We start from the raw sequence: 22,284 nt of genomic DNA, 5'->3' as shown, positions 1-22,284 counted from the left end.
CGGCCGGGCGGCGAGCGGCGAGTGGCGAGTGGCGAGCGGCAAAGGGGCCTGATCACCAGGATCAGGCCCCTTTGCCTTGCCCGCTGCCCTCTGCCCTCTGCCCGTTGCCCGTTGCCCGTTCAACCGACTACCCCGCGATCACCGTTGCCGCGGTCATCGGGGTCGTCGTCATCGAACGGGCTCCCCGATCCCGATCAGGTTGCCCTCGCTGTCGCGGAACCAGGCGCCTCGCTCGCCGTGCGCGCCCTTGGTCGCGTAGTTGCCCTCGATCTCCGCGATGCCGTGGTCGTCGGTCCGGATGGCGGGGGCGTCCACCGACTCGAACTCCACGCCACGGGACCGGAGTTCGGAGACGACCGTGTCGAGGTCCTCGACCTCCCAGGCCATCTGCGTGAACGTGCCGGGTGACGCGCCGGTCGACGCGAACACCACGAAGTCGGTCACCCCGCACCGGTACAGCAGCCCGCCGGGGCGTTCGTCGACCGGGTCGAGCCCCAGGGTCTCGGCGTAGAAGCGCCGGGCCCGGTCGAGGTCCTGGGCGGGCAGCCTCGTCGTCACCCGTCCCCTTGCCAGAAGGCTCACGCCGTTGGTGTCCATCACTCCACTGTGCGCCCAGGCGGCGAGACCCGCAGGTCAGCCGCGGCGGGACAGGCCGGGCGGGGGCTCAAGGCCAGGCCGGGGCGGGGGCTCGGACGGCCAGGACCCAGCCACCGCGCAGGCCCGCCCGCCACCGTCGCCACCGTCGCCCCTGTCGCCCCAGTTGCCGCTGTCGCCCCTGTCGCCCTCGCTCGAACGCGTGCATGATTGCGAGGTCGTTGTCGATGATGCTGACGGGGTGAGCGGTGCGCGGGCGAAGCGGTTTGGTGGGGGCGGCCGTGGCCGGCGGGATGCTGCTCGTCACCGCCTGCGGGCCCGGCGCGGACGCCGGGCCCGCCCGGAAGTCCCCCGTCGCCGTCGCCGACGCGCCCGCCCTGCGGCCGATCCCCCGGGGTGACGGCAGCGAGACCGTCGACGACTTCAACGGCGACGGCCACCGCGACCTCGTCCTCAACGACCTCGTCAAGGAGCAGGAGCACGCCGACGACCCGGGCATCGGGATCGTCTACGGCGGTCCGCGCGGACTCCTGCCCGGCGCCCGGCAGTTGATCACCCCTGCCGGGCAGGGCGCGCCGACCAAGGGCGTGCTGCCCGCCGTCCTCGACGCGGAGGCGAGCTGCGACCTCGACGGCGACGGCTTCACCGACCTCGTCGTCTCCACCGACCCGCCCTACGACGGCCAGGGCCGCCCGCCGGTGCCGTTGCAGATCCTCTTCGGCTCACCCGCCGGGCTGACCGGCCGCGCCGTCCAGCTCACCGTCCCCGACCGGGCGCGCTTCGGCAACGACTGGCCCGACCAGCCCGTCTGCGGCGACTTCGACGGCGACGGCGCCGCCGACCTCATCCTGCACGCCTCCGCGGGCCGACTCACGTATCTGCGCGGCCCGTTCAGCCGCAAGGGCGCCCCGCGCGCGGCCGGCGACCCCCTCCCGTCGCCGGGCGAGATCCCCACCGCACCGGCCGTCGACGTCGACCGGGACGGATACGACGACCTGCTGGTGCGCACCGCCGACGGCGCCGCCACCAGCACGGTCCTCCTCGGCGGCCCCGACGGCCCGACCCGCGCGGGCGTCACCCTGCCGGCCGGTCTCGACGTCGCGCTCGGCCGGTTCGGCAAGGGCGGGAACCTGGACGCGGCGGTCGGCGCGATGGGCGGCACCGCGCTCCGCTACGACCTGCCCGCGCCCACCCGCGCCACCCTGCCCGTCCCCGGCTCGGCCCTCGACTCGGCCGACTTCGACGGCGACGGCCTGAGCGACCTGGTCTCCAGCGGCTCCCGGCTGCGGATCTTCCCGGGCCGCGCGACGGGCCTCTCGACGTCCGGCACGGTCACCGTGGAACCGCCGGCCCGGGGCACCACCCGGGTGGTCGCGGTCGGCGACTTCGACGGCGACGGCCGCGCCGACCTCGTCGTACGGACGTACCGCGGCGAGACCGAGGACACGGTCGCCGTCTACCCGGGGCGGAAGAAGGGCCTGGTGGCGGCGGAGCCGTCGCTGACCTTCTCGACGTCCGCGTTCCTGACGGTTCTGACGGTTCTGACGGTTCAACCCTCGACCGCCCCCTGACCGCCCCCTGAACTCCCCCCGGCCGACCCCCGAACTCCCCCTGACGGACCCCTGATCCGCTCCCTAGGGGATGTCACAGCTCGGCAGCAAAGGCGGGCGGGGGAGGCCGGGCCCGGGGCGGGACGGAGCGGGACCAGGTACGTTCGACGGGTGGCTGGATTCAGGATGGGACGGGGCGAGCGGAACAACGGCACCCCGCAGACGCGACCGCAGAACCCCGGATACGGGCAGCAGGCGCCGCAGGGACAGTCGTACGGCTATCCCCCGGCACCCCAGCCGTACCCGGGGCAGCAGCAGTACGGACGCCCCGGCGGCGGCTACCCGGGCCAGGGCGAGCCGGAGTACTTCGGGGACGGCGGCTACGGGCCGCAGGCGGGCCCCGACCCGTACGCGGCGAACAACCCGGGCCACACCCAGTCCTTCTCGGTGGACGACCACGCCTACCACCAGGGCGGCCAGGGCAATGAGGGTGGGCAGGGCCAGCAGGGCGGCTACCACCAGGACTACACGCAGGGCGGCACCTACCAGGCGGGCTCCGCGGCCCCGGCGGGCCCGACCGGCCCGCGGCTGCCGTGGAAGGACCTGCTGAAGGGGATCGTCCTCTCCCCCGCCCCGACGTTCCTGCGGATGCGGGACTACACGATGTGGGGCCCGGCCCTGATCGTGACGTTCCTCTACGGCCTGCTGGCCGTCTTCGGCTTCGACGGCGCCCGCGCCGACGCCATCAGCGCGACCCTCGCCAACGCGGTGCCGATCGTCCTGACGACGGCGGTGGCGATGGTGCTGTCGTTCTTCGTGCTGGGCGTGGTCACCCACACCCTCGCCCGCCAGCTGGGCGGCGACGGCGCGTGGCAGCCGACGGTCGGCCTCTCCATGCTGATCGCGTCCCTCACGGACGCGCCGCGCCTGGTCTTCGCGATGTTCTTCAGCGGCGACGCGACGCTCGTCCAGGCCCTCGGCTGGGCGACCTGGGTAGGGGCGGGCGCGCTGCTGACGATCATGGTCAGCCGCTCCCACGACCTGCCGTGGCCGAAGGCGCTCGGCGCGTCGGCGATCCAGTTGATCGCGCTGCTGTCGATCGTGAAGCTGGGAACGTTCTAGAGCACGGCGGGCCCCAGGGACCACGATCCGAGGGGCCAGGGCCCAGGGCCCAGGGGCCGGGGGCCGGGGGCCGGGGGCCGGGGCCCCGGGGCGCCCCAAGGGCGGGCTCAGGGGCGGGCTCAGGCGTCGAGCACCTGCCCGCCCCGCCGCACGACGGGCGGCTGCACGGACCACGGGAAGTTGATCCAGTCCTCGGTGCGCTTCCAGACGTACTCGCACTTCACGAGTGAGTGCGACTTCTCGTAGATGACGGCGGAGCGCACCTCGGCGACGGTGTCGAGGCAGAAGTCGCGGACCAGCTTGAGGGTCTTGCCGGTGTCGGCGACGTCGTCGGTGATCAGGACCTTCTTGTCGGAGAAGTCGATCACGTTCGGCACGGGGGCGAGCATGACGGGCATCTCGAGCGTCGTCCCGACGCCCGTGTAGAACTCGACGTTGACCAGATGGATGTTCTTGCAGTCGAGGGCGTAGGCGAGCCCGCCGGCGACGAAGACACCGCCGCGGGCGATGCTGAGCACGACGTCGGGCTCGTAGCCGTCGTCGGCGATGACCTGCGCGAGTTCGCGCACGGCGTCCCCGAACCGCTCGTAGGACAGATTCTCCCGAACAGGTGTCTCACTCACGGCCCCAGAATACGCAAGGAGCGCGGAGGGCCCACAGACCCCACCCGCGCTCCGAGCACCGCCGACGAGGCCCACCGTGGCCGTGACGACCGTCCTGCCTGCGTCGGCTGTCACGGCCGGGGGCCACCCCGCTCACTGCTTGCCTACTGCTGCTGCCGCTCCAACCCGACCGGTACCACGCTGCGGAGCCGGGCGCACCGTGGGCACCGGACGAGCCGCCCGGGGCCGAGCCGCTCGGCCTGCTGAAGCGGGAACGAAGCGGTGCTGAACACGTGCCCCTCGGCACAACGGACGACGGTGCGATCCAACAAGTCCAAGAGTCCCTTCCCCAAGAGCCGCGCCGGGCTGCCGGTCGCCCGACGGCAAATGCCACATTACGGGATCAAAGGAGCGACTCTCCAGGCGGCACTCCGGCCACGCCCGGCCCCTCTCCCACGCCCTCACGCTACGCCCCAACTCGGGCCACCCGCACCAGGATCCACCCCCCGGCAACACCATGGCCCCCGCCGCTTCAGCGCCGGGGGCCATGCATGAGGTAGAGTGACGACGCGTTCTGACACCACCTTCGGTCGGCGTCACGCGCGGGTGTAGTTTAGTGGTAGAACATCAGCTTCCCAAGCTGAGAGTGCGAGTTCGATTCTCGTCACCCGCTCCACGGAGAAGGCCCAGGTCAATGACCCGGGCCTTTTTGCTGTCCACCGGACTGGCCGTGGCTCCCTGCCGGGCCCGTCCGCTCCGGGACCTGATGGACCAGCGCGGCGCGCACCGCTTCCCCAAGGCGCCGCGTTCTCCAAGGCGTCGCGTTCTCCCAGGCGTCGCGCCTCAGACCTTCTCGGCGCTCAGGCGCGGGTGCTCGGCGGTGAGCAGCCCGATGTCTTCCACGTCCGGCGTCAGAATCGTCACCCGGCCGGGATGCTGCAAGGCGGTCGCGCACAGCATGGCGTCGATGGCGTACTTGTGGCCGTGCAACCCCGCCGCCCGCAGCAACGCGGCGGCGGACTGCGCGACGGCTTGGGTCACGGGCTCGACGGTCAGGCGGGACAGGGTCCACTTCAGTGCGGCGTCGTTGACCTTCGGGTGGATCACCTCCACCAGCACGGCGGCCGAGGTGATCACTGGCAGGTCCGCGTCGCGAGCCGCCGTCAGCCATTCGTGGATCTCCCGATCCCGCTGGACGGCCTTTGCCAGGCCCTCGCTGTCCAGAACCAGGACACCGCTCACGCGGCCGCTCCGGCGTTCGTGGCGCCGCCCGTCAGCCGGGCACGCTTGGCCGCCACGGCCTCGGGGTCGGCCGGACCGTGCACCTGGTCGAAGTCCGCGATCAGCTCGTCCAGATTATCGCGCTCGATCTGCCGCTGGGCCGCCTTCTCCAGATAAGCCGAGACGCCTCGCTTGCCGACCCGCTCACGGATGGCCTGGAGGGTTCCGGCGGTCAAGGTGACGGAGATACCGCTGGTGGGGCCGTCGCCGGGCGGGAAGTCAACGTCGTCGTCAGTCACACTCCGATTATGCCATTTGAAATGGCACAGCGGGCGGCCAGTGCGCCGCGCGGCTCTGATCGACTGGCGAAGGGCCGCTCGCTCCCAGGCAGCGGGCGCGGAGGGCGCATTCCATCGCCATCTGCTGGCGGGGCCGGAGGCCGGTGACGTCCGGGAGGGGCAGGGGCGTCGCGCCGGGGACGCTCACTCGTCGGCCCCGACGAGGAGTTCGGCCCAGACCTGTCTGCCCCACGGGCGCCGCCCTGGGCCACACAGGTCGTAGCCCCAGCGGTCGGACAGGGCCCCGATGAGGAGCAGGCCGCGCCCGGACTCGTCGTCGTCATCGGGCGGGCCGAGGACCGGCGGGCGGGAAGGCGCCCGGTCCACCGACCCCGCCCTGTCCAGAACCCTCAGCACTGTGCATGATGGCGTGCATGGGGATGGACGTGGAACTGCATTCCGCTCGGCCCGCGCTCAGTTGGAAGGAGTCGCGCGCGACGTTCCTGCGGGGGTGCTACGGGCATCAAAAGGCCTTGGCCGACGCGCTCGGGTCGCTCTACTACCTCGGTGTCCCCGGCCGGCTCACATCCGTCGACCTCTACGGGGACACCGTGATGAACGAGCAGGAGGCAGCGGTCGCCCTCACCGAAGTGCCCGGCCTCAAAGAGCGGTGCACGGACGAGAAGCAGCGCGCCGCCCTGGACGATCTCGCGGTGATCCTGAAGGACTGCGGGGACACCCCGGGCAGCTATGTGTGGTTCGCCGGCGACTGAAGCCGCTCCGTCGGGCGTGCGGTTCGCCCACCGGACGGGGAACTGCGGGACTACTGCACCGGTTTGGTCGTGGGCGTCGGCGTCCTCGTCGTCTTGGCCGCCGCGCACTGGCGCCTCGTGGAGGAGGAGCGGGTACGCCGAGGAGCGGGCATGCCGAAACGCGGGGTTTCGTTCTGCCTGACGGTACGTACCGAAGTGCCTCTCCGCCGAAGCGACTTCGACGTCTCGCGCACCCCCGTCACAGCGGCAGGTCGTCCGGCAGGACTCGGAACGTCTTGTGGCGGCCCAGCGGTCGCACCGCGCGGAAGTCGCGTCGGTCGAGGGTGAGGATCGCGTCGGTGTCGTAGTCCGCGGCCAGGGCCACGTTCAGCGCGTCGGCGAGGTCGAGGTCCAGCGCGCGGTAGCGGGCGCGGACGGACTGAGCGGCGCCCAGGTGGTCCTCCGTGATCTCCGGCAGGACGACCCTGCCCCGCCCCACCCAGCGTCTGAGGTCGTCGACCGCGCTCACGGCGGCCTCCCGGCCGAGCCCACGCGTGGCCACATGGTCCAGCTCCGCCAGCAGGAGCGGAGACATGATCAGGAGGCCGGCCGCCATGATCGCCTCGTTCGCTCCCCCGTGTTCCGGGTGGGTCGAGTCGAGAGCGGCCAGGAGGCCGGACGGGTCCGCGATGACGATGATCACGCGGCGGTTCCGGGGTCCGTCTCGCGTCGGACCGCGTCGACGACCGCGTCACGGACGTCGGTCCTGGACGGCGTACGGCCCGGTCCCTCGAAGGTCCGCGAGAACAACGGCTCGTCCCAGACCCGGTTCGCCATCGCCGCGAGGTGGATCCCCTGGCGGATGATCTCGGCCTCGCTTACGCCCCGCCGTCTGGCGGCCTCCTTGATGATCGCCAGGTCCTCGGGGTCGGCGTAGACGTTCGTGCGCTTCATGGACATGTACCAACCGCAGTTCATGTACCGAAGTGGTGTATGTCGGATACGCGGGGGTGCCTTTAGCCCGGAGGGTGCGGCCGGGGCGGGCCCCCTGAGTTCGGGCCGGCCGGGGCACGGGAACGCCGCCGCCCGACGTCCGCCGCTTCCATCCCGCGCCGCAGGCCCTACGCTGATCCCCGTGACGCAGGCAGGCGCTGGGAAGGGTGATCGGCGATGACGCCCCTGAGCACCGGGGATCCGGAGTCCATAGGCGGGTACACCCTCCTCGGGCGGCTCGGGGCCGGCGGCATGGGCGTCGTCTATCTCGGAGTCTCCGCCTCCGGACGGCAGGTCGCGGTCAAGCTCGTGCACGGCCCGTACGCGCAGGAAGAGGAGTTCCGGACGCGTTTCCGGCAGGAGATCGTGGCGGCCCGCAGAGTCAGCGGCGCCTTCACCGCTCCGGTCGTCGACGCCGATCCGGACGCCGACCGGCCCTGGATGGCGACCCTCTACGTGCCGGGGCTCACCCTCGCCGAAGTCGTCGAGAAGAACGGCCCGTTGGGGCTGCGGGAGCTGCGCGCGCTGGGGCTCGGGCTCGCCGAGGCGCTGCGCGACATCCACCGGGCCGGCCTGGTCCACCGGGACCTCAAGCCCGGCAACGTCCTGATGACGGACGACGGGCCGCGCGTCATCGACTTCGGCATATCGCGTGCCGCCGACAGTCAACTCCTCACCACCACAGGGCGGATGATCGGCACCCCGCCCTTCATGTCGCCGGAGCAGCTGGCCTCGCCGCGGGACGTCACCCCGGCCTCGGACGTGTTCTCGCTCGGGTCGCTGCTGGTGTTCGCGGCCGTCGGCACCGGCCCGTTCGACGCCGAGAGCCCCTACATCACCGGCTACCAGGTCGTCTTCGGCGCCCCCGACCTCGGCGGGGTGCCCGAGCCGCTCCTCGACGTCGTCCAGCGCTGCCTGGACAAAGTGCCCACCGCACGGCCCGAGTTGACCGACCTGCACCGCCTGCTGGAGGCGCTGCCCGAGTCGGGCGACGACGGGACCCCGCCGGCCCGGTCCGCCGCGCCCCGGCTCCGTCCCGCCTCCCGGAGCGCGGCCACCACCTCCGGGGGCGCCCCAGGCGGCGTCGGAGCGACCGACCCCGGCACCGGCAGCGGGTCCGGCACGGATGCCCTCACCGGAACAGGCGCCGGCGGCGGCACACGACGTCGCACCCGGTTGCTGCTCACCGGTCTCAGCGGGGTGCTGGCTCTCACCGGGCTGGGGGTCGGGGTGGGCGTCTACGTGACGTCCGACCGGGACGTCGACACCGCCGCCGAGGCCGCCGTCTCGCGCCCCACCACCCGCGCCGTCTCGCTGCCCGCCGGCTGGCGGCCGTGGCAGACGAAGCTGCGGTACGACCTGAAGGGTGTCCCCCTCGACTACGGCCGCCCCGGATGCGTCACCGACCAGGACGCGCTGTTCTGCGGCGGCACCGGCTTCACGGTCGCCCGGGTCGACGCGGCCTCCGGGCGGGTCCTGTGGCGGGTCGGCACCCGTCCGCAGGGGGCGCCTCCGATCGGCGTGCGCGACGGCACCGTCTACGTCTACGCGGACCCGGACGACAAGACCCGGCGGGTGGTGGCCCTCGACGCCGCCACCGGGAGGCAGAAGTGGCGACGCGACATCAACGGGTCCGCGGACCCGGTCCTCTACGACGGCGGGCTGCTGACCCTCTCCCCCGACTACTCGTCGTTCGTCGTCTACGGGCCCTCGGGCAAGGCGCTGTGGCGTGCGCCCTCCCTCGACCGCGTCTACTGCAAGCCCTCGGTGCTGGGCGGCGCCCCCTACGCGCTGTGCTCGGAGGGCAGCGAACCCGGCAAGGCCCCCGTCGACCTGATGAAGATCGGGCCCGACAGCCTGACCTCGACCGCCACCCTGCCCAAGAAGGCGGAGGCGCTCGGCGCGATCGGCGGGCAGCCCCTGTTCCTCGGCCCCCAGACCGCGGAGGACGTCTACCAGGAGGGGTACGAACGGCCGTACAACGCGCTGCTGCGGGTTGACCCGGAGTCCGGGAAGGTCCGACGGACGCCGCTCGCGTACCCGTTGACCGGCGCGGCCACCCTGGTGGACGACGTCGTCTACTTCGTCCGGTCCGACGGGACCGTCACGGCGGTGTCGGCGCACAGCGGCCGACAGCTCTGGCAGAAGGTGACGGACGTGGAGAGCCTCTCCGCGCCCGCGGTGTCGGTGGCGCAGAAACGGGTCTACTTCTCCAACCGCTTCGGCCGTCTGCTGGCACTGGACACCCGCACCGGCGCGGAGGTCTGGCGCACCTCCGCGCTGGACAGCCCGGGTGACAAGACGCAGAGCTACGCGCCGCACGTGCTGTTCGTCAAGGACGCGATCGTGGCGACGGCCGGCGACACGGCCTTCTCCCGGAGACCGGACGGACCCGGCTGATCCGGACTGATCCGGTCGATCTGGTTGTGACCGTCTGATCCGGTCGGAACCGTCCGATCTGGTCGGAACCGTCCGATCCGGGGTCCCTGGCTGATCCGAATCCCCGGCTGCTGATCCGGGCTCCCTGGCGAGTCCACCTCCCCGGCGGGTCCGATCTTCGCGGCCGGTGCGCCGCTCCTGCCCGTGTGCCGGTGGTGCCCGCGTACCCGTGTGCCGGTGGTGCCCGTACGAGTGACCGACCGGCGCGGTGAGACCCGGCTCCGGGCGGTGGCCGATACGACAGGGGCGAGCGCTGGTGCCGTCGCCTGGCGGGGCCGCGCGCCGGATCCGCACGACAAGGGAGTCCCGATGCCCGTCCCCGCCACGGTCGATCACCACGTCACCGCCTACAGCCTCCCGCACGCCTACTGGATGGCCCGCGCCGCCGAACTGGCCTACCAGGACGAGGCCGTCATCGACGAGCAGGCCAGGTCCTGGGGGTTCGACGAGGTGCGGCACCACCGGACCTCGTTCACCCCGCCGTTCCCGCTGACCGACACACAGGGGTTCACCGCGGCCAGCGACCACATGATCGTCACCGCGTTCCGCGGTACCCAGCCGGCCGAGATCCGGGACTGGCTCTCCGACGCGGGTACGCCTCCCTGGCCGGGTCCCGCCCGCACGGGGTACGTCCACTACGGCTTCGCCGAGGCCCTGGACGCGATCTTCCCGCCCGTCCGTGACACCCTCGCGGAGCTGCGGACGGAGGGGCAGAGCGTGTGGTTCACCGGGCACAGCCTCGGTGGCGCGCTCGCGATGCTCGCGGGGGCCCGCATGTATCTGGAGGAGCCGCGGCTCCAGGCCGACGGCGTCTTCACCTACGGCCAGCCCCGCACCTGCGACCGGCTCCTGGCCGCCGCCTACAACAAGGGCTTCGCCGACCGCATGCACCGCTTCGTCAACAACAACGACATCGTCCCGCAGTTGCCGCCCGAGCCCGCGTACACGCACGTCGACAGGCTCAGGTACATCGACTCGGCCGGCCGGCTGCGCGAGTCCATGACGCTCACCGGCGGACTCCTCGACCGCGGCAAGGGCCTGACCGCCGACCCGTTCGCCCCGGCGAGCGACGGCGTACGCGACCACTTCGTCACGAACTACGTCACCGCGCTGGAGAAGAACCTCGTCTGAGACGGGGGTCGGGTGAGTCGCCCGCTGCTTCGCTCCGTCGTCGCCTTCAGCCCAGCGGTACGACGATCCCGCCACCGCGCCGGCTGCCTCCGCCTCGTCCAAGAGGAAGGCCGCGACCGTCGCGCGGGAGATCCTCGACGGCAGCAGCGGGCGGCGCAGCTCCGCGAGCGGGATCGTGCGGCGGGTGAGGCTGAGGGGGCCCTCCGTGACGTCCGGGGCGTGGAACACCGTCGCGCCGGATGTCAGGGCGATCTCCTCAGCCTCCGCACCCACCGCCCCGCCTCGGGCATCGCCGCCCCGCGAGGTGTGAGAGGCCAGCAGGGAGGGTGGGCTGGAGACTGCCGGGCTCTGGGCTGGTGCCGGGGGCGTCCGGCCGTACAGTGAGGGCAGCCCGTCCTCGTTCCGAGGCGGGTGGTGTGCCGGGAAGTCTGGTCGGCGACGTGTCCGTCGTGCCCGGAAGGCTTCCCGTGACCCCTGCGATCCTGGTGACCGCCGCGACCCTCGCCACGCCCGTGGTCGTCCCCGTGGTCCCCATGACCCTGGTGGCCCCCGTGGTGTCCCCGGGATCTCTGTGATTCCCGAAGTTCTCCGTTGTCCGCGTGAATCCCGTGGACCTCGTGGTCCACGTGAACCTCATGGTCCGCGTTGTTCGCGTTGTTCGCGTTGTTCGCGTTGTTCGCGTTGTTCGCGTTGTCCACGTGGGCCCTGTGATCCCCGTGTTCGTCTGCGACCCGCCCCCGCCCCCTCCCCCGCCTCTTCCCGCGTCCCCCTTGCCCTCCCGCATCCCCCGCCCCTTCCCCTCCCGCGTCCCCCGCGCGCTCACCGAGACGAGAGTTCGACGATGTCGCCTCAGAACGCTTCTCCTCCGCACGGTTCCTCTATGTCGCCCGAGGACGTCGTTCAAGAGGTCCTCATTCGCTTCGACAGCTACGAGCGGGTCCGTGGGGCGCGGGACAGTCTTCTGTCCGCCTCTCGTGTCGGCCCGCGCGAGGAGGAACGCTCCTTCGAGGATCTGCGCCGGGCCGTCGCCCGGCTCCGTCAGGTTCTCGGGTAGCCCGGCGAGGGAGCGCACCCCGGCTCCCCGCGGCCCGTACCCACGCACGCGCTCCGGTACGGCCGTCCGGTCCGCTCCCGGTCGTGCGCTCCGGCGCGCGGCCGGTTCGGCGGCGTCAATCTCACGTTCCGTTAATCACCCTGGTCAGGAGCGGGTTCGCGGGGGCTTTCGGACAGGACGGGCCGGGCGGATGGGTGGCGCGGGACGGGTGCGACGGCTGTGACGCGGAGCCGGTGGCGCGGACGGCGCCGTCACCGGGATCGGTCCCCGGAGGGGCGCGCAAACCCGCCGCGCCGGGTTGGCCTGACCCTCGCGTCCGCCGCTTTACGCGCCCCTTCCGATGCGTTGCGCTACGGGATGTCCCGGCTCCGCCCCGGCCCGCTGCTGCGCGGCCGGTCGACGGCGCCGTACCGGAACGTCGACGTAAGGGGAACTGCGATGACCACACCTCCGACGCCTCCCACCGCTCCGCTCCGCGTCGCCCTGGCCAACGGCAGCTTCGAGGAACCCGCCGTGACCGGGGTGGAGATCCTGCCCGACTCCTCGCAGACGCAGGCGTCCAAGCGGGTCCCCGGCTGGCTCACCACCGCGTCCGACCACCTGATCGAGCTGTGGCACTCCGGGTTCAACGGGGTGCCGTCCGCCGAGGGCCTCCAGTTCGCCGAACTCAACGCGCGCGAGGTCTCCACGCTCTACCAGGATCTGCCGACCACCCCCGGCACGAAGCTGTACTGGCGGCTCTACCACCGCGGGCGCCAGGGCGAGGACACCATGGCGCTGGACATCGGGGCGCCGGGCGCCGTGGTGGAGCAGCGGAGCTTCACCGACGGCAACACCGCCTGGGGCTACTACACGGGCGTCTACACCGTCCCGGTGGACCAGACGACGACGCGGTTCGCCTTCCGTTCCGTCTCCGCGGCGGGCGGCAACCGCAGCATCGGCAACTTCCTCGACGGCATCTTCTTCGGCACCGCCCCCTCTGTGGTGCTCGGCAAGATCGGTGTCCCCGAGGGCCCGTTGGAGGTGGGTGACGTGATCACCTACCGGATCACCGCGCGCAACGAGGGCGGCGGCGCGGCCGAGAACCTCGTGCTGAGCGACACCGTCCCGGACGGCACCACGTATCTGCCCGGGTCGCTGCACATCGTCGACGGCCCGAACGCCGGGGCGAAGACCGACGCCGACGGCGACGACCAGGCGTACTTCGACGCCGCCGCGCGCAAGGTCGTCTTCCGGCTCGGCGCGGGCGCCTCCGGTACGGAGGGCGGCAGCCTGCCGAGCACCGAGACCCTGCCCGCGGGGACGACCGTCGAGTACCGGGTCGTCATCGACCGTGCCGCGGGCGGCCGGCGGATCAGCAACACCGCGACCGCGTCCTACGAGAACCGCCTCGGCGAGACCCCCGAACCGCTGACGGCCACCTCGAACGAGCAGGTCACCGTGGTCAGACCGGCCGCCGACCTGACGGTGGCGAAGGCGGCCGACGCGACCGGCGTCACCGTCGGGCAGACGGTGACCTACCGGATCGCCGTCCACAACGCGGGCCCGAACGCGGCGACCGGCGTCACGGTCGCCGACCGGCTCCCCGCCGGCCTCACGTTCCTGTCCGCCGACGGCTCCCCCGGGCGCTACGACCCCGCCACCGGGCAGTGGACGGTGGGCGACCTCGCCGTGGGCGCCACCGCCGACCTGGTGCTGCGGGCCAAGGCCACCGCGACCGGCCGGGTCACCAACACCGCGACGGCGAGCGCCAACGAGAAGGATCCCGACCCGGCCGACAACAGCGACTCGACCGTCGTCTGCGTCGAACCGGCGCCCTCCTGCTGCGACCCCTGCGTGCCGCGCACCCCGCGCGGATAGCGCCGCGTGCGGAGCGCGCCCGCACGGGCAGCTCCCCCCGGCGCCTCGGATCGGCGGAGCCCTCAACGCCCCTCCGGGACGCCGACGTCCGCTCGGGTTGTCCGCGAACTTCCCCGGAATTGTCCGTGATCGGTAACGGAGGCAGCCCGCCGTCGGGTTCGCTCGTCCTGTCAGGTGGTCGCACGGAGACCGAAGGTCGGCGAGGAACTGCGTGGAGGCGGGGCGGACATGGCACGGCACGGCAACGGACGTGGCTGGTACGGCAAGGTCGTCGGGGCGGCGCTCGGGGTGACCCTGCTCGCCACCGGCGCCTCGATGTGGACCGCGCAGGCCGACGCCGTGCACCGCGCGCCGAAGGCGAACGCGGCGGCCTCGCGCGGCGGCGACGTCAAGCCGGTCGCGGAGACCATCGCGCACGCCTCCGACCAGGGGGCGCGGGGCGTCAACATCACCATCGACGACGGCCCCGACCCCACCTGGACGCCCCAAGTGCTCGACCTGCTGCGGGAGTCCGGGGTGAAGGCCACGTTCTGCATGACGGGCACGCAGGCGCGGACCTACCCGGACCTGGTGAAGAAGGTCGTCGCGGCCGGGCACCGGCTGTGCGACCACTCGGTGTCGCACGACACCGGCATGGACAAGAAGTCCGAGGCGTACCAGTCGCGGGAGATCCTCGACGCCGAACGCATGATCATCGAGGCGTCCGGTGGCGTCCGGCCGATGTACTACCGGGCGCCCGGCGGCGCGTTCACCCCCTACAGCCGGAAGCTGGCCGCCTCCCACGGCATGCGTCCGCTGGGCTGGAACGTGGACACCAAGGACTTCGAGCGGCCGGGCACGGACGCCATCGTCGCCACCGCCGAGCGGGAGCTGTCGGGCGGTCCGACGCTCCTCTTCCACGACGCGGGCGGCGACCGCTCGCAGACCGTCGAGGCGCTGCGCCGGCTGCTGCCCTGGCTCAAGGGGCAGGGGTACTCCTTCGGCTTCCCGGTGCGCTGAACTCCCCCGCACGGGACGCCGACTTGCCGCTCCCGTGCGCCGAACTCCCGCTCTCCGGCCGCTGTTCCTCCCGTCCCCAGGTCAGCCCGGGTGCGTGGGCGAAACCCACCCCACAGGTCATACACAGGGCAACTGCTACGATCCGGCCACTTGCCCGGGGGGGTGAACGTCGTCTTCGCCGCGCGTCGTTGACGTGCGGCTCGACGGCGTCCGCAGACGTCCCGACGTCCAGACGTCTCCCGACGTCCAGACGACTCCAGACGTCTCCAGATGTCTCTCCGAGGCTTCGCACCGTCTCCGGAGAGGTCCCCCATGGGCAGACGCGCCCACGTACGAGGCGCCACCGCCGCCGCCGTCTCCCTCACGCTCGCCGTCGGGCTCGGCCCGCTCACCGCGGGCGACGCGTACGCCGAGCCGGTCGCCGGCGAGGTGACCGTACCGGCCACCACGTCCGCGGTCCCGCGCACGGGCCTGCTGAGCGCGGGGCCCTCGGGGTTCCTCCGCTACGAGGCGGGGCGCGGCCAGGTGTGGACCACGTACGCGGGCGCCGAGACCGTCGTCGACGCGTCGGGCACGGACGCGTACGGCGTCACGAGCGCGGGCGCGGGCTCGGACGTCGTCGCCCGCCACGACCGCGCGGCCGGCACCGTGACGCTGCGGAACATGGCGTCGGGGCAGGTCAGCACGGTCACGCTGCCGGCAGGGCAGACGTACTTCAGCACGCTCGGCTCGACGGTCGTCACGACGGCCGGGACCCCGGGCACCGACTCGACGTGGCATCTGCTCGACGTCGGGGCCGACGGCTCCGTCACCGACCGCGCGGTGACCGGCGTCCCCGCCGGCGCCCGGCTGTGGGCCGCCGCCGGGCTGGGTGACGCGCGCGGCCAGGTCGTGCGGTACCGGGCGGGCGACGACGAGGTCACCGGGTGGCTCGACGTCGAGCGGGGGCGCTTCACCGCGCTGCCGTACGCGCTGCTGCCGTGGTACGACCTGGTCGCGCTGAGCCCCACCCACCTGGTGTGGTGCTACGACGGCGTCCTGCACGTCGCCTCCCGCGCGGACCCGGCCGCCGCGCCGCGGACCGTGCCGATCGGCGACGTCACGCAGGTGCTCGGCCTGGTCGGTGACACCGTCGTCGTCTCCCGCAACGACCCGGCCCTCGGCCCGTACAGCAGCGACCGCGCGGTCTCCCGGCTCGAAGCCGTCCCGCTCGACGGCTCCGCGCCGCGGACGCTGCTGGCCAGGACGGCGCGGCAGGCCGTGGCGACCCCGGACGGCGGGCTGCTGGTGGCCGGTGGCACCGACACCGACCACTGGGGCGTCTCGCTGATCGAAGCGGGCGCGGCGGGCGCGGGCGGCAAGGTCACCGTGCGCCGGATCGTGGCCGCCGACCAGCCGCGCGGTGTCCACCCGGTCTCCCGACTCCTCTTGTCCCAGGGGCGGTTGACGACCGTGGAGGAGGACCCGGTGGGCGGCTCGACGTATCTGCACACCCGCGAGACCGGTGCGACCGGCTCTTCGACGGTGGGCGCGCGCACCACCCGGGGGCAGCTCGCGCCGGAGCTTCTGGGCGCGGGCGGCCCGCGGCTCGTGGACACCGGCGACGGCCGGACGGTCGTCTCCGGCTACGGCACCGGGCTCGCGCAGCAGCCCCGGGTCCTGGCCGCGGGCCAGTCGCTGCCCGGCACCCGGATCGACGCCTCCCGCGTCTACCGGTCCGTCGCCGCGGCGCGGGGCCGGTTCGCCGCGCTGACCAGGCCGGAGGACAGCACCGGGAAGGCGGAGACCCGGGTCGTCGATCTCGACTCCGGGCGGACGGTGCTGACGACGACGGAGCGGGTGCGGGCGATCTGGGGCACCACCCTGTGGGTGATGTCGGGCAACGACGGCGTCGTCCCGGTGGACCTGCTGACCGGGCAGCGCGGCGAGTCGGTGTGGTTCGGGCGCGGCTGTCTGCTCAACGACTTCCAGGCGGTGGGCCGTTGGCTGCTGTGGAACTGCGTCCTCGGCTCCGAGGGGATGGGCGTCCATGACACCGTGACCGGGCGGCACGTGACCATCGCCGGGTCCGACTGGGAGCAGGCGCGGCTCGGCGACGGGTTCGTCGCGACGGTCGACGCGGGACGGCTCAAGGTGATCGACGTGCGCGGCGGGACGCCGGTGGCGCACACCGCCGGGGCGTTCGAGTGGGGCGAGTGGGACGTCGATCCGTACACCGGCGTGATCGCCCAGCGCCGCTCCGACCACTCCGTCCGGCTGACCCCGAGCGAGGTGCCCGTCTCCGCGCTCGCCCAGCAGGACGCGACCGTCGCCGCCGCCGCGGACGTCAAGGGCGGTGCCGCGCCGTGGAGTCCGAAGTGGTGGCTGAACAAGCCGGCGGCCTCCTGGAAGCTCGTGCTCGGCGACCGGGCGGGCGCGACCGTGCGCACCCTCACCGGCGGCCAGGCGCGGGGCGCGGTGGCCGCCGCCTGGAACGGCAAGGACGGCGCGGGACGGCTGGTGCCCGACGGCGCGTACACCTGGAAGCTGACCGCCACCCCGGCGGACGGGCGGGGCGCGGCCCTGACCAGGTCGGGCACGGTCAAGGTGACCGGAGCCGCGGCGGGCCGCCGCGACTTCGTCGGGTCCGACGGCTTCGGCGAGCTGGTGACCCTGAACGGCTCGGGCGGCCTGACGTACCAGTACGGCGCGGGGAAAGGCACGTTCACCGGGAAGCGGACCGGCTCGAAGTGGCCGACGACGGTGAAGGCGGTGCCCTTCGGCGACCTGAACGGCGACCGCTGCAACGACATGCTGGTGCGGTTCACGAGCGGCGCGCTGCGCGCCTACCGGCCCGCGTGCGGGGCGGCGGTGACACCGTCGACGCCGTACACCTCGCTCGGCACCGGCTGGAACCAGTACGACGTGCTGACCTCGCCCGGCGACGTCACGGGTGACGGCCGCGCCGACCTGATCGCCCGCCGGGCGTCGACCGGCGACGTCTACCTCTTCAAGGCGACGAGCACCGGCAAGCTCTCCGCCCGGGTGAAGATCGCGTCCAAGTGGACGGGCTACAAGAAGATCGTGGGCGCGGGTGACCTCAACGGCGACGGCCACGGCGACCTGCTGGTACAGGACAGGTCGAACACGCTGTGGCGCTACGACGGCACCGGGAAGGGCACGTTCAAGAGCCGCGTGAAGGTCTTCTCCGGCTGGGGCTCGTCGTACAACGTGGTCGTGGGCGTCGGCGACATCACCGGCGACGGCAGGCCCGACCTCGTCTCCCGCGACACCTCGGGCACCCTGTGGCGCAACAACGGCAACGGGAAGGGCTCCTTCGGCGGCCGCACGAAGATCGCCACGGGGTGGCAGGGGTACAAGGGACTGTTCTGAGCGGACGGCGATACGGCGGGGACGGGGGAGACGGGGGGACGGGGGCGGCGGGGACGGGGGGGAGACGGCGGGGACGGGGGGAGGGCGCGCGCTCGATCCGGACGACGCCCGCCGCCTCCGAAGCCTCGTCAGGCACCCGCCGCGCCCGAAACCTCGTCGGGCACCCGCCGTGGCCGAAACCTCGTCGGGCGCCCGCGCGTGAGCCGCTTGGCGGACGTCACCAGTTGATGGCGTCCTCCATCTTCTGCTGCCAGTAGGTCACCTTGACCGAGTCGTCGACGTAGACCCCCTTGGCGGGCAGCGCCGGGTGGGCGCCCTTGCCCACGCTCCCGGCGTTGTCGCGGCCCATGAAGTAGACGTCGAGGGACTTCGAGGTGTAGCCGTGCTTGCCGCTGCCGTCGGCGGCGGACAGGATCACCGCGGCGTAGCCGGACTCGCCCGGCGCGAGGGTGACGACGGCCTGCGGCATCGAGTCCTCGATGGCCGGCGGCACCGACTGCGACTGCCCGAACTGGACCGCCGGGTAGTAGTAGAGGTCGCAGTTCTTGCTGCCGGTGTTGGTGACCGTGAGCAGCAGGTGGTTCAGGGGCCGGGAGAGCGGCGCGGCGACCGTCTTGGTGGTGGAGCCCTCGCAGGTGACCGACTTGGCGGCGGCGGGCGCCTTCGCCTTCGTCGCCGTCCCCTTCGCGGGGGCCTTGGCGGCGGGCCGCCCGGTGAGGGAGGCGGTCTCGACGGCCGAGGACCCGGCGCCCGTCTTCGCGTCCGGCTCCGTCTTCGCACCCGGCTCCGACTCCGATCCGGCGTCGGAGGTGGGCCTCGCGGAGATGCCGGCCGCGGCCAGTTCGCTGCCGGAGGAGACCTTCGCCGCGCCCTCGTCGTGGACGCCCGTTCCGCCACCGCAGGCGGTCAGTGAGAGCCCCGCGACGACGACGGTAGCGGCGGCGGCGAGAAGACGGGTACGGGAGGTGCGGGTGCTGGACATGTGACGGTGCCCCTTCGGCGTCGGGTGGCGGTGTGCCGCGATGACCGAAGCTTGCAGGGTGATCCGTGCCGGGGACCATGCTCCACGGCGAGTTAGGGACGCCGAACCGCCGGAACCCACTCTGACCAGCCGAAACGCCCTGCTTCTGGGACGCGGGACGGGACGCGGGACGGCCAGGGACGGGCCGACGGAGGCCGGGCGGGGAGGTCCCGCGGGCCGGTCGGCCACCGGACCTGGCCGGTCGGACCGAGGGTCTGGACGGTCGGCCGACGCGGGGGCGCGCGGGTCGCTCCTAGAGTCGGGAGGGACGGCAGCACAGCACGGGGTGAGGGGAACAGGCGATGGAGCAGCGGACGAGGACGGCAGCCGGCGGCACCACGGGCGGCGACGGGACGACCGTCGAGTTCGAGACGGACGTCGTGCAGCTGCTGGTGGCGGCCACCCGGAGCGCCAGCAGGCAGGACGCCCCGGTGGTGGGCAGCGAACACCTGCTGTCCGCCCTCGTCATGGGCGACTCGGACGCCGGTGCGGCGCTCGCGCCCGGGATGCGGAAGGCCGGGGCGCTCAGCGGTCTCATCGCCGGGCGGGGCGGCGAGGGCTGGGTGAGCGCCGACGACGACGAGGGGCAGCCGCCCGTCCCCGACGACGACGAGATCGGGTACGTCTGGCGCGAGACCCGGTGGCGGTTCGCCCTCTCCCACCCGAAGGAGGCCGGGAAGCTCCCGGCCGCGATGTCCGGTGCGCTGCGCCGGTGTCTGCGGCTGGCCCTCGACACGGCCCGCGCCGAGGGCACCGTCTCCGTGCGGTGCCGGCAGGTGGCACAGGCCCTGCTCGACCTCCCGGAGAGCAGGGCGCGGGAGGCTCTCCTACTGCGCCGCACCGACCTGGCCGCGGCGGCCACCGCGCTCGCCGCGACCGCCGCCGAGGACCCGGCCGAGGCCCCCTCCGTCGCCCTGCTGCGCCGCGCCGGGACGCTCGGCAGGAGCGGCAACGCCCTCTCCAGGGCGCTGACATCGTGGCTCTCCGGTTCCCAGCCGTACGGCTCACCCGTCGTGTTCGCCGTGTCCATCGAGGCCAGGCGGCAGGCGGTGCGGTGCGGGCGTCCGGCGGCCGAGCCCATCGATCTGCTGCTGGGGGCGCTGGCGCTGGAGCGGGCGCTCGACGTCGCGGGCCTGGCGCTTCCCGACAGCCTCGCGGACGTCAACTCGGCCGCCGGGCTGCTGCGTCGGCACGGAGTGCGGCAGGACTCCCTCACCCGCTCGTCGATCACCTCCCCCGCGGCCCACGGCACCGGCGACGAGATGAGGTTCTCCGACGCCGCTGAGCGGGCCAAGTCGGTCGCCCAACTCCGGGCCGCCGAAGGGGGATCGGCCACGGTCGGTACCGTCCATCTGCTGGCCGCCGTGCTGGAGGGCGACTCCGGGGAGGTCGCGCGGCTGCTCGAAGCCGAGGGCGTCGATGTCGAGGCGCTGCGGGCCGAGTTGAGCGCCACTCCGGCCAAGCGCTAGCGGTACACGATGAGATGAGGGTGCGTCAGGTGCGGTACGGACAGGGCAGGTCGGGCAGCGCGGTGCGGTGGGCGCGGCGCGAGGCTCTCGCGGTCTGGGGCGATGTGCGGGCCGCCGCCCGCCGTACCGTCGCCACCGAGCTGCTGCTCAGCGCGCTCACCGCCGCCCTCGGGCTGCTGCCGCTGCTCCTCGCGCATCCGCACCGCCCGGTCCTCGCCGTCCTTGAGGCGCTGTGGGCGGCGCTGCTCGTCGGGGTGCGGCGCGGGCGGCCGGTCTTCGCGGTGCTGGGCGCCTCGGTGCTGCTCGTGGGCGGCAACCTGTGGACGCTGGCCGTCGCGCCGCTGATCGTGCTGACGGCCACCCGGCTGATCGCGCCGGCCCGCCGCGCATGGCGGGTGACGGGCGTGGCCTGCGGCCTCGTCGCGCTGCTGACCGGCGTCCTGCTGCTGACCGGAGCGCAGGACCCGCTGGAGGCGGTGGGCGGCAACGCGATCTCGGTGGTGCTCCTGCTGCTGCTCCCCACCCTCTCCGGAACCCTGCTCGGGCAGCGGCGGCCACTCGCCGATCTGCTGCGGGAGCGCAACGCCTATCTGGAGCGGACCAGGACGCTCACCGCCGAGGCGGCCCGGCTGGAGGAGCGGACCCGGATCGCGGGCGAGATGCACGATCTGCTGGGCCACCGGCTGAGCCTGATCTCGGTGCACGCGGGGGCGTTGGAACTGGCCGCGGCCCGGCAGGCGCCGCCGCTCGCCGGGCAGGTGGAGTTCCTGCGGACCACCGCGGGGACGGCCATGGAGGAACTGCGCGAGATCCTCGGCGTCCTGCGCCACGCCGACCTCGCGGACGCGGACACGGCCGGGGGCGAGCGGGGCACCAGGGCGGACATCACGGCCCTGGTGACGCAGTCCGCGCGGGCGGGCGGCGGCGACGTCGAGCTGGAGTGGGCGGTCGACGACACCGTCGAGGTCGGCGTGCGGGCCAGGCAGGCGATCCACCGCGTGGTGCGGGAGGGGCTGACGAACGTCCTCAAACACGCCGCCGGGGCGCCCGCCCGGGTGGAGGTGCGCGGCACGGCCACCGGGATCGAGGTCGCCGTCAGCAACGGGGTGCCGCGCGGGCCGGGGCGCTCACAGGGGGGAACGCGCAGCGGACTGGCGGGACTTCAGGAACGCGTCTCCCTCCTCGGCGGCACGTTCGAGGCGTCCGCCCTGCCGAACGGCGGCTTCCGGATGGGGGCCTGGCTGCCGGTCGGGGGCGGCGGGGCGTCGTCGAGGGAGCACGGCGGGGCGTCGTCGGCGGAGCACGGCGGGCCATCGCTTGCGGAGCAGGGCGGGCCGTCGTCGGCGGAGCACCGTGAGCCGACGCGGGTTGACGGCGGCAGGCCGACGCGGGTTGACGGCGGCAGGCCGACGCGGGTTGACGGCGGCAGGCCGACGCCGGTCGACGGCAACCGGCAAGCACCAGTCGACGGCAACAGGTCCACGCCGGTCGAGGCCGGCCGTTCCCTGGCGCCCGAGGTCGAGTGGCCGGCCGAGCCGCTTGGCGTCGAGCCGCCTGGCATCGAGCCGCCTGGCATCGAGCCGCCTGGCGTCGAGACGGCCGGCCCGCACTCCGCCCTCGCCACCCCCTCCCCTCCCCCGGCTCCCCCCTCCTCCTCCCTCTCCTACCCCGGTGGCGTCCGCCCGCCGATGTCCGCCGATGTTCTGACCTGGCCGCGGGTTCTGGGCGCCGGGTGCGTGGCGGCGCTGGTCGTGCTGCCCACCGTCGGCTTCCTCGTCGTCCTGCTGGTGATGTCGCTCGTGAAGTGAGCCGTCCGACCGGCGTCCT

General features: G+C 73.3%; 19 protein-coding genes and 1 tRNA gene. 12 read left to right on the top strand and 8 right to left on the bottom strand.

Features of this window, described 5'->3' with window-relative positions; genetic code table 11:
• Window positions 1–168: 168 nt before the first annotated feature.
• Window positions 169–597, bottom strand: a complete 429-nt coding sequence (locus DDJ31_RS20625; RefSeq protein ID WP_127178841.1) for a VOC family protein — start codon at window positions 595–597, stop codon at window positions 169–171.
• A gap of 290 nt (window positions 598–887) precedes the next feature.
• Here DDJ31_RS20625 and DDJ31_RS20620 point away from each other — a divergent pair, with 290 nt between their 5' ends.
• Both DDJ31_RS20620 and DDJ31_RS20615 read left to right on the top strand, forming a co-directional pair.
• Window positions 888–2,165, top strand: a complete 1,278-nt coding sequence (locus tag DDJ31_RS20620; protein ID WP_127182681.1) for an FG-GAP repeat domain-containing protein — start codon at window positions 888–890, stop codon at window positions 2,163–2,165.
• A 150-nt stretch (window positions 2,166–2,315) separates the two neighbouring features.
• A complete protein-coding gene (locus DDJ31_RS20615; RefSeq protein ID WP_127178842.1) occupies window positions 2,316–3,266 on the top strand; it encodes a Yip1 family protein in 951 nt (316 codons plus the stop codon).
• Between the two features lie 119 nt (window positions 3,267–3,385).
• Here the strand turns inward: DDJ31_RS20615 and DDJ31_RS20610 are convergent, their stop codons facing one another.
• The gene (locus tag DDJ31_RS20610; protein WP_127178844.1) at window positions 3,386–3,889 is read right to left on the bottom strand and encodes a phosphoribosyltransferase; all 504 of its coding nucleotides are present in this window, start codon (window positions 3,887–3,889) and stop codon (window positions 3,386–3,388) included.
• 581 nt (window positions 3,890–4,470) lie between these two features.
• Here DDJ31_RS20610 and DDJ31_RS20605 point away from each other — a divergent pair.
• Window positions 4,471–4,544, top strand: a tRNA-Gly gene (locus DDJ31_RS20605).
• A gap of 167 nt (window positions 4,545–4,711) precedes the next feature.
• On the opposite strand, the gene DDJ31_RS20600 is transcribed toward DDJ31_RS20605, so the two are convergent.
• The 3 genes from DDJ31_RS20600 to DDJ31_RS20590 all read right to left on the bottom strand — a co-directional run bounded on the left by DDJ31_RS20600 (window position 4,712) and on the right by DDJ31_RS20590 (window position 5,754).
• Complete coding sequence (locus tag DDJ31_RS20600) at window positions 4,712–5,110, bottom strand: PIN domain-containing protein (protein ID WP_127178845.1); 399 nt, start codon at window positions 5,108–5,110, stop codon at window positions 4,712–4,714.
• Window positions 5,107–5,388, bottom strand: a complete 282-nt coding sequence (locus tag DDJ31_RS20595) for a hypothetical protein (protein ID WP_127178846.1) — start codon at window positions 5,386–5,388, stop codon at window positions 5,107–5,109. Before DDJ31_RS20595 ends, DDJ31_RS20600 begins: the two co-directional genes overlap by 4 nt.
• Window positions 5,389–5,571: 183 nt before the next feature.
• The gene (locus DDJ31_RS20590; protein WP_346656276.1) at window positions 5,572–5,754 is read right to left on the bottom strand and encodes an ATP-binding protein; all 183 of its coding nucleotides are present in this window, start codon (window positions 5,752–5,754) and stop codon (window positions 5,572–5,574) included.
• A 47-nt stretch (window positions 5,755–5,801) separates the two neighbouring features.
• On the opposite strand from DDJ31_RS20590, the gene DDJ31_RS20585 reads away from it, so the two are divergent.
• On the top strand, window positions 5,802–6,140 hold the full coding sequence (locus DDJ31_RS20585; RefSeq protein ID WP_127178847.1) for a hypothetical protein: 339 nt from the start codon (window positions 5,802–5,804) through the stop codon (window positions 6,138–6,140).
• A gap of 238 nt (window positions 6,141–6,378) precedes the next feature.
• Here DDJ31_RS20585 and DDJ31_RS20580 read toward each other — a convergent pair whose 3' ends face one another.
• Together DDJ31_RS20580 and DDJ31_RS20575 are read right to left on the bottom strand one after the other, a co-directional pair.
• Complete coding sequence (locus tag DDJ31_RS20580) at window positions 6,379–6,822, bottom strand: PIN domain-containing protein (RefSeq protein ID WP_127178848.1); 444 nt, start codon at window positions 6,820–6,822, stop codon at window positions 6,379–6,381.
• A complete protein-coding gene (locus DDJ31_RS20575) occupies window positions 6,819–7,079 on the bottom strand; it encodes a CopG family transcriptional regulator (RefSeq protein ID WP_127178849.1) in 261 nt (86 codons plus the stop codon). Before DDJ31_RS20575 ends, DDJ31_RS20580 begins: the two co-directional genes overlap by 4 nt.
• A gap of 210 nt (window positions 7,080–7,289) precedes the next feature.
• Between DDJ31_RS20575 and DDJ31_RS20570 the strand changes: the two genes are divergently transcribed.
• From DDJ31_RS20570 to DDJ31_RS20545, 6 genes are all read left to right on the top strand, one after another.
• Window positions 7,290–9,512 (top strand): serine/threonine-protein kinase, encoded by a 2,223-nt coding sequence (locus DDJ31_RS20570; RefSeq protein ID WP_127178850.1) that lies wholly within the window; start codon window positions 7,290–7,292, stop codon window positions 9,510–9,512.
• Between the two features lie 348 nt (window positions 9,513–9,860).
• The gene (locus tag DDJ31_RS20565; RefSeq protein WP_127178851.1) at window positions 9,861–10,682 is read left to right on the top strand and encodes a lipase family protein; all 822 of its coding nucleotides are present in this window, start codon (window positions 9,861–9,863) and stop codon (window positions 10,680–10,682) included.
• A gap of 880 nt (window positions 10,683–11,562) precedes the next feature.
• Window positions 11,563–11,736 carry a hypothetical protein gene (locus tag DDJ31_RS20560; protein WP_164784926.1) on the top strand — a complete coding sequence of 58 codons (174 nt, stop codon included), beginning with the start codon at window positions 11,563–11,565 and terminating at the stop codon, window positions 11,734–11,736.
• A gap of 438 nt (window positions 11,737–12,174) precedes the next feature.
• Window positions 12,175–13,596, top strand: coding sequence for a DUF7507 domain-containing protein (locus DDJ31_RS20555; protein WP_171480863.1), 1,422 nt, complete (start codon window positions 12,175–12,177; stop codon window positions 13,594–13,596).
• A 228-nt stretch (window positions 13,597–13,824) separates the two neighbouring features.
• Complete coding sequence (locus DDJ31_RS20550; RefSeq protein WP_127178852.1) at window positions 13,825–14,595, top strand: polysaccharide deacetylase family protein; 771 nt, start codon at window positions 13,825–13,827, stop codon at window positions 14,593–14,595.
• A 312-nt stretch (window positions 14,596–14,907) separates the two neighbouring features.
• On the top strand, window positions 14,908–17,967 hold the full coding sequence (locus DDJ31_RS20545; protein ID WP_127178853.1) for an FG-GAP-like repeat-containing protein: 3,060 nt from the start codon (window positions 14,908–14,910) through the stop codon (window positions 17,965–17,967).
• A 217-nt stretch (window positions 17,968–18,184) separates the two neighbouring features.
• On the opposite strand, the gene DDJ31_RS20540 is transcribed toward DDJ31_RS20545, so the two are convergent.
• The gene (locus tag DDJ31_RS20540) at window positions 18,185–18,949 is read right to left on the bottom strand and encodes a DUF4232 domain-containing protein (RefSeq protein WP_127178854.1); all 765 of its coding nucleotides are present in this window, start codon (window positions 18,947–18,949) and stop codon (window positions 18,185–18,187) included.
• Between the two features lie 341 nt (window positions 18,950–19,290).
• Here DDJ31_RS20540 and DDJ31_RS20535 point away from each other — a divergent pair, with 341 nt between their 5' ends.
• Window positions 19,291–20,457, top strand: coding sequence for a Clp protease N-terminal domain-containing protein (locus DDJ31_RS20535; protein ID WP_127178855.1), 1,167 nt, complete (start codon window positions 19,291–19,293; stop codon window positions 20,455–20,457).
• Between the two features lie 29 nt (window positions 20,458–20,486).
• A complete protein-coding gene (locus tag DDJ31_RS20530) occupies window positions 20,487–22,265 on the top strand; it encodes a sensor histidine kinase (RefSeq protein WP_164784927.1) in 1,779 nt (592 codons plus the stop codon).
• Window positions 22,266–22,284: the final 19 nt, after the last annotated feature.

The organism is Streptomyces griseoviridis (assembly GCF_005222485.1).
Classification (GTDB): Bacteria; Actinomycetota; Actinomycetes; order Streptomycetales; family Streptomycetaceae; genus Streptomyces; species Streptomyces hintoniae.
The sequence above is the reverse complement of the archived record's forward strand: the minus strand, read 5'-3'. Positions and strand labels throughout refer to the sequence as shown.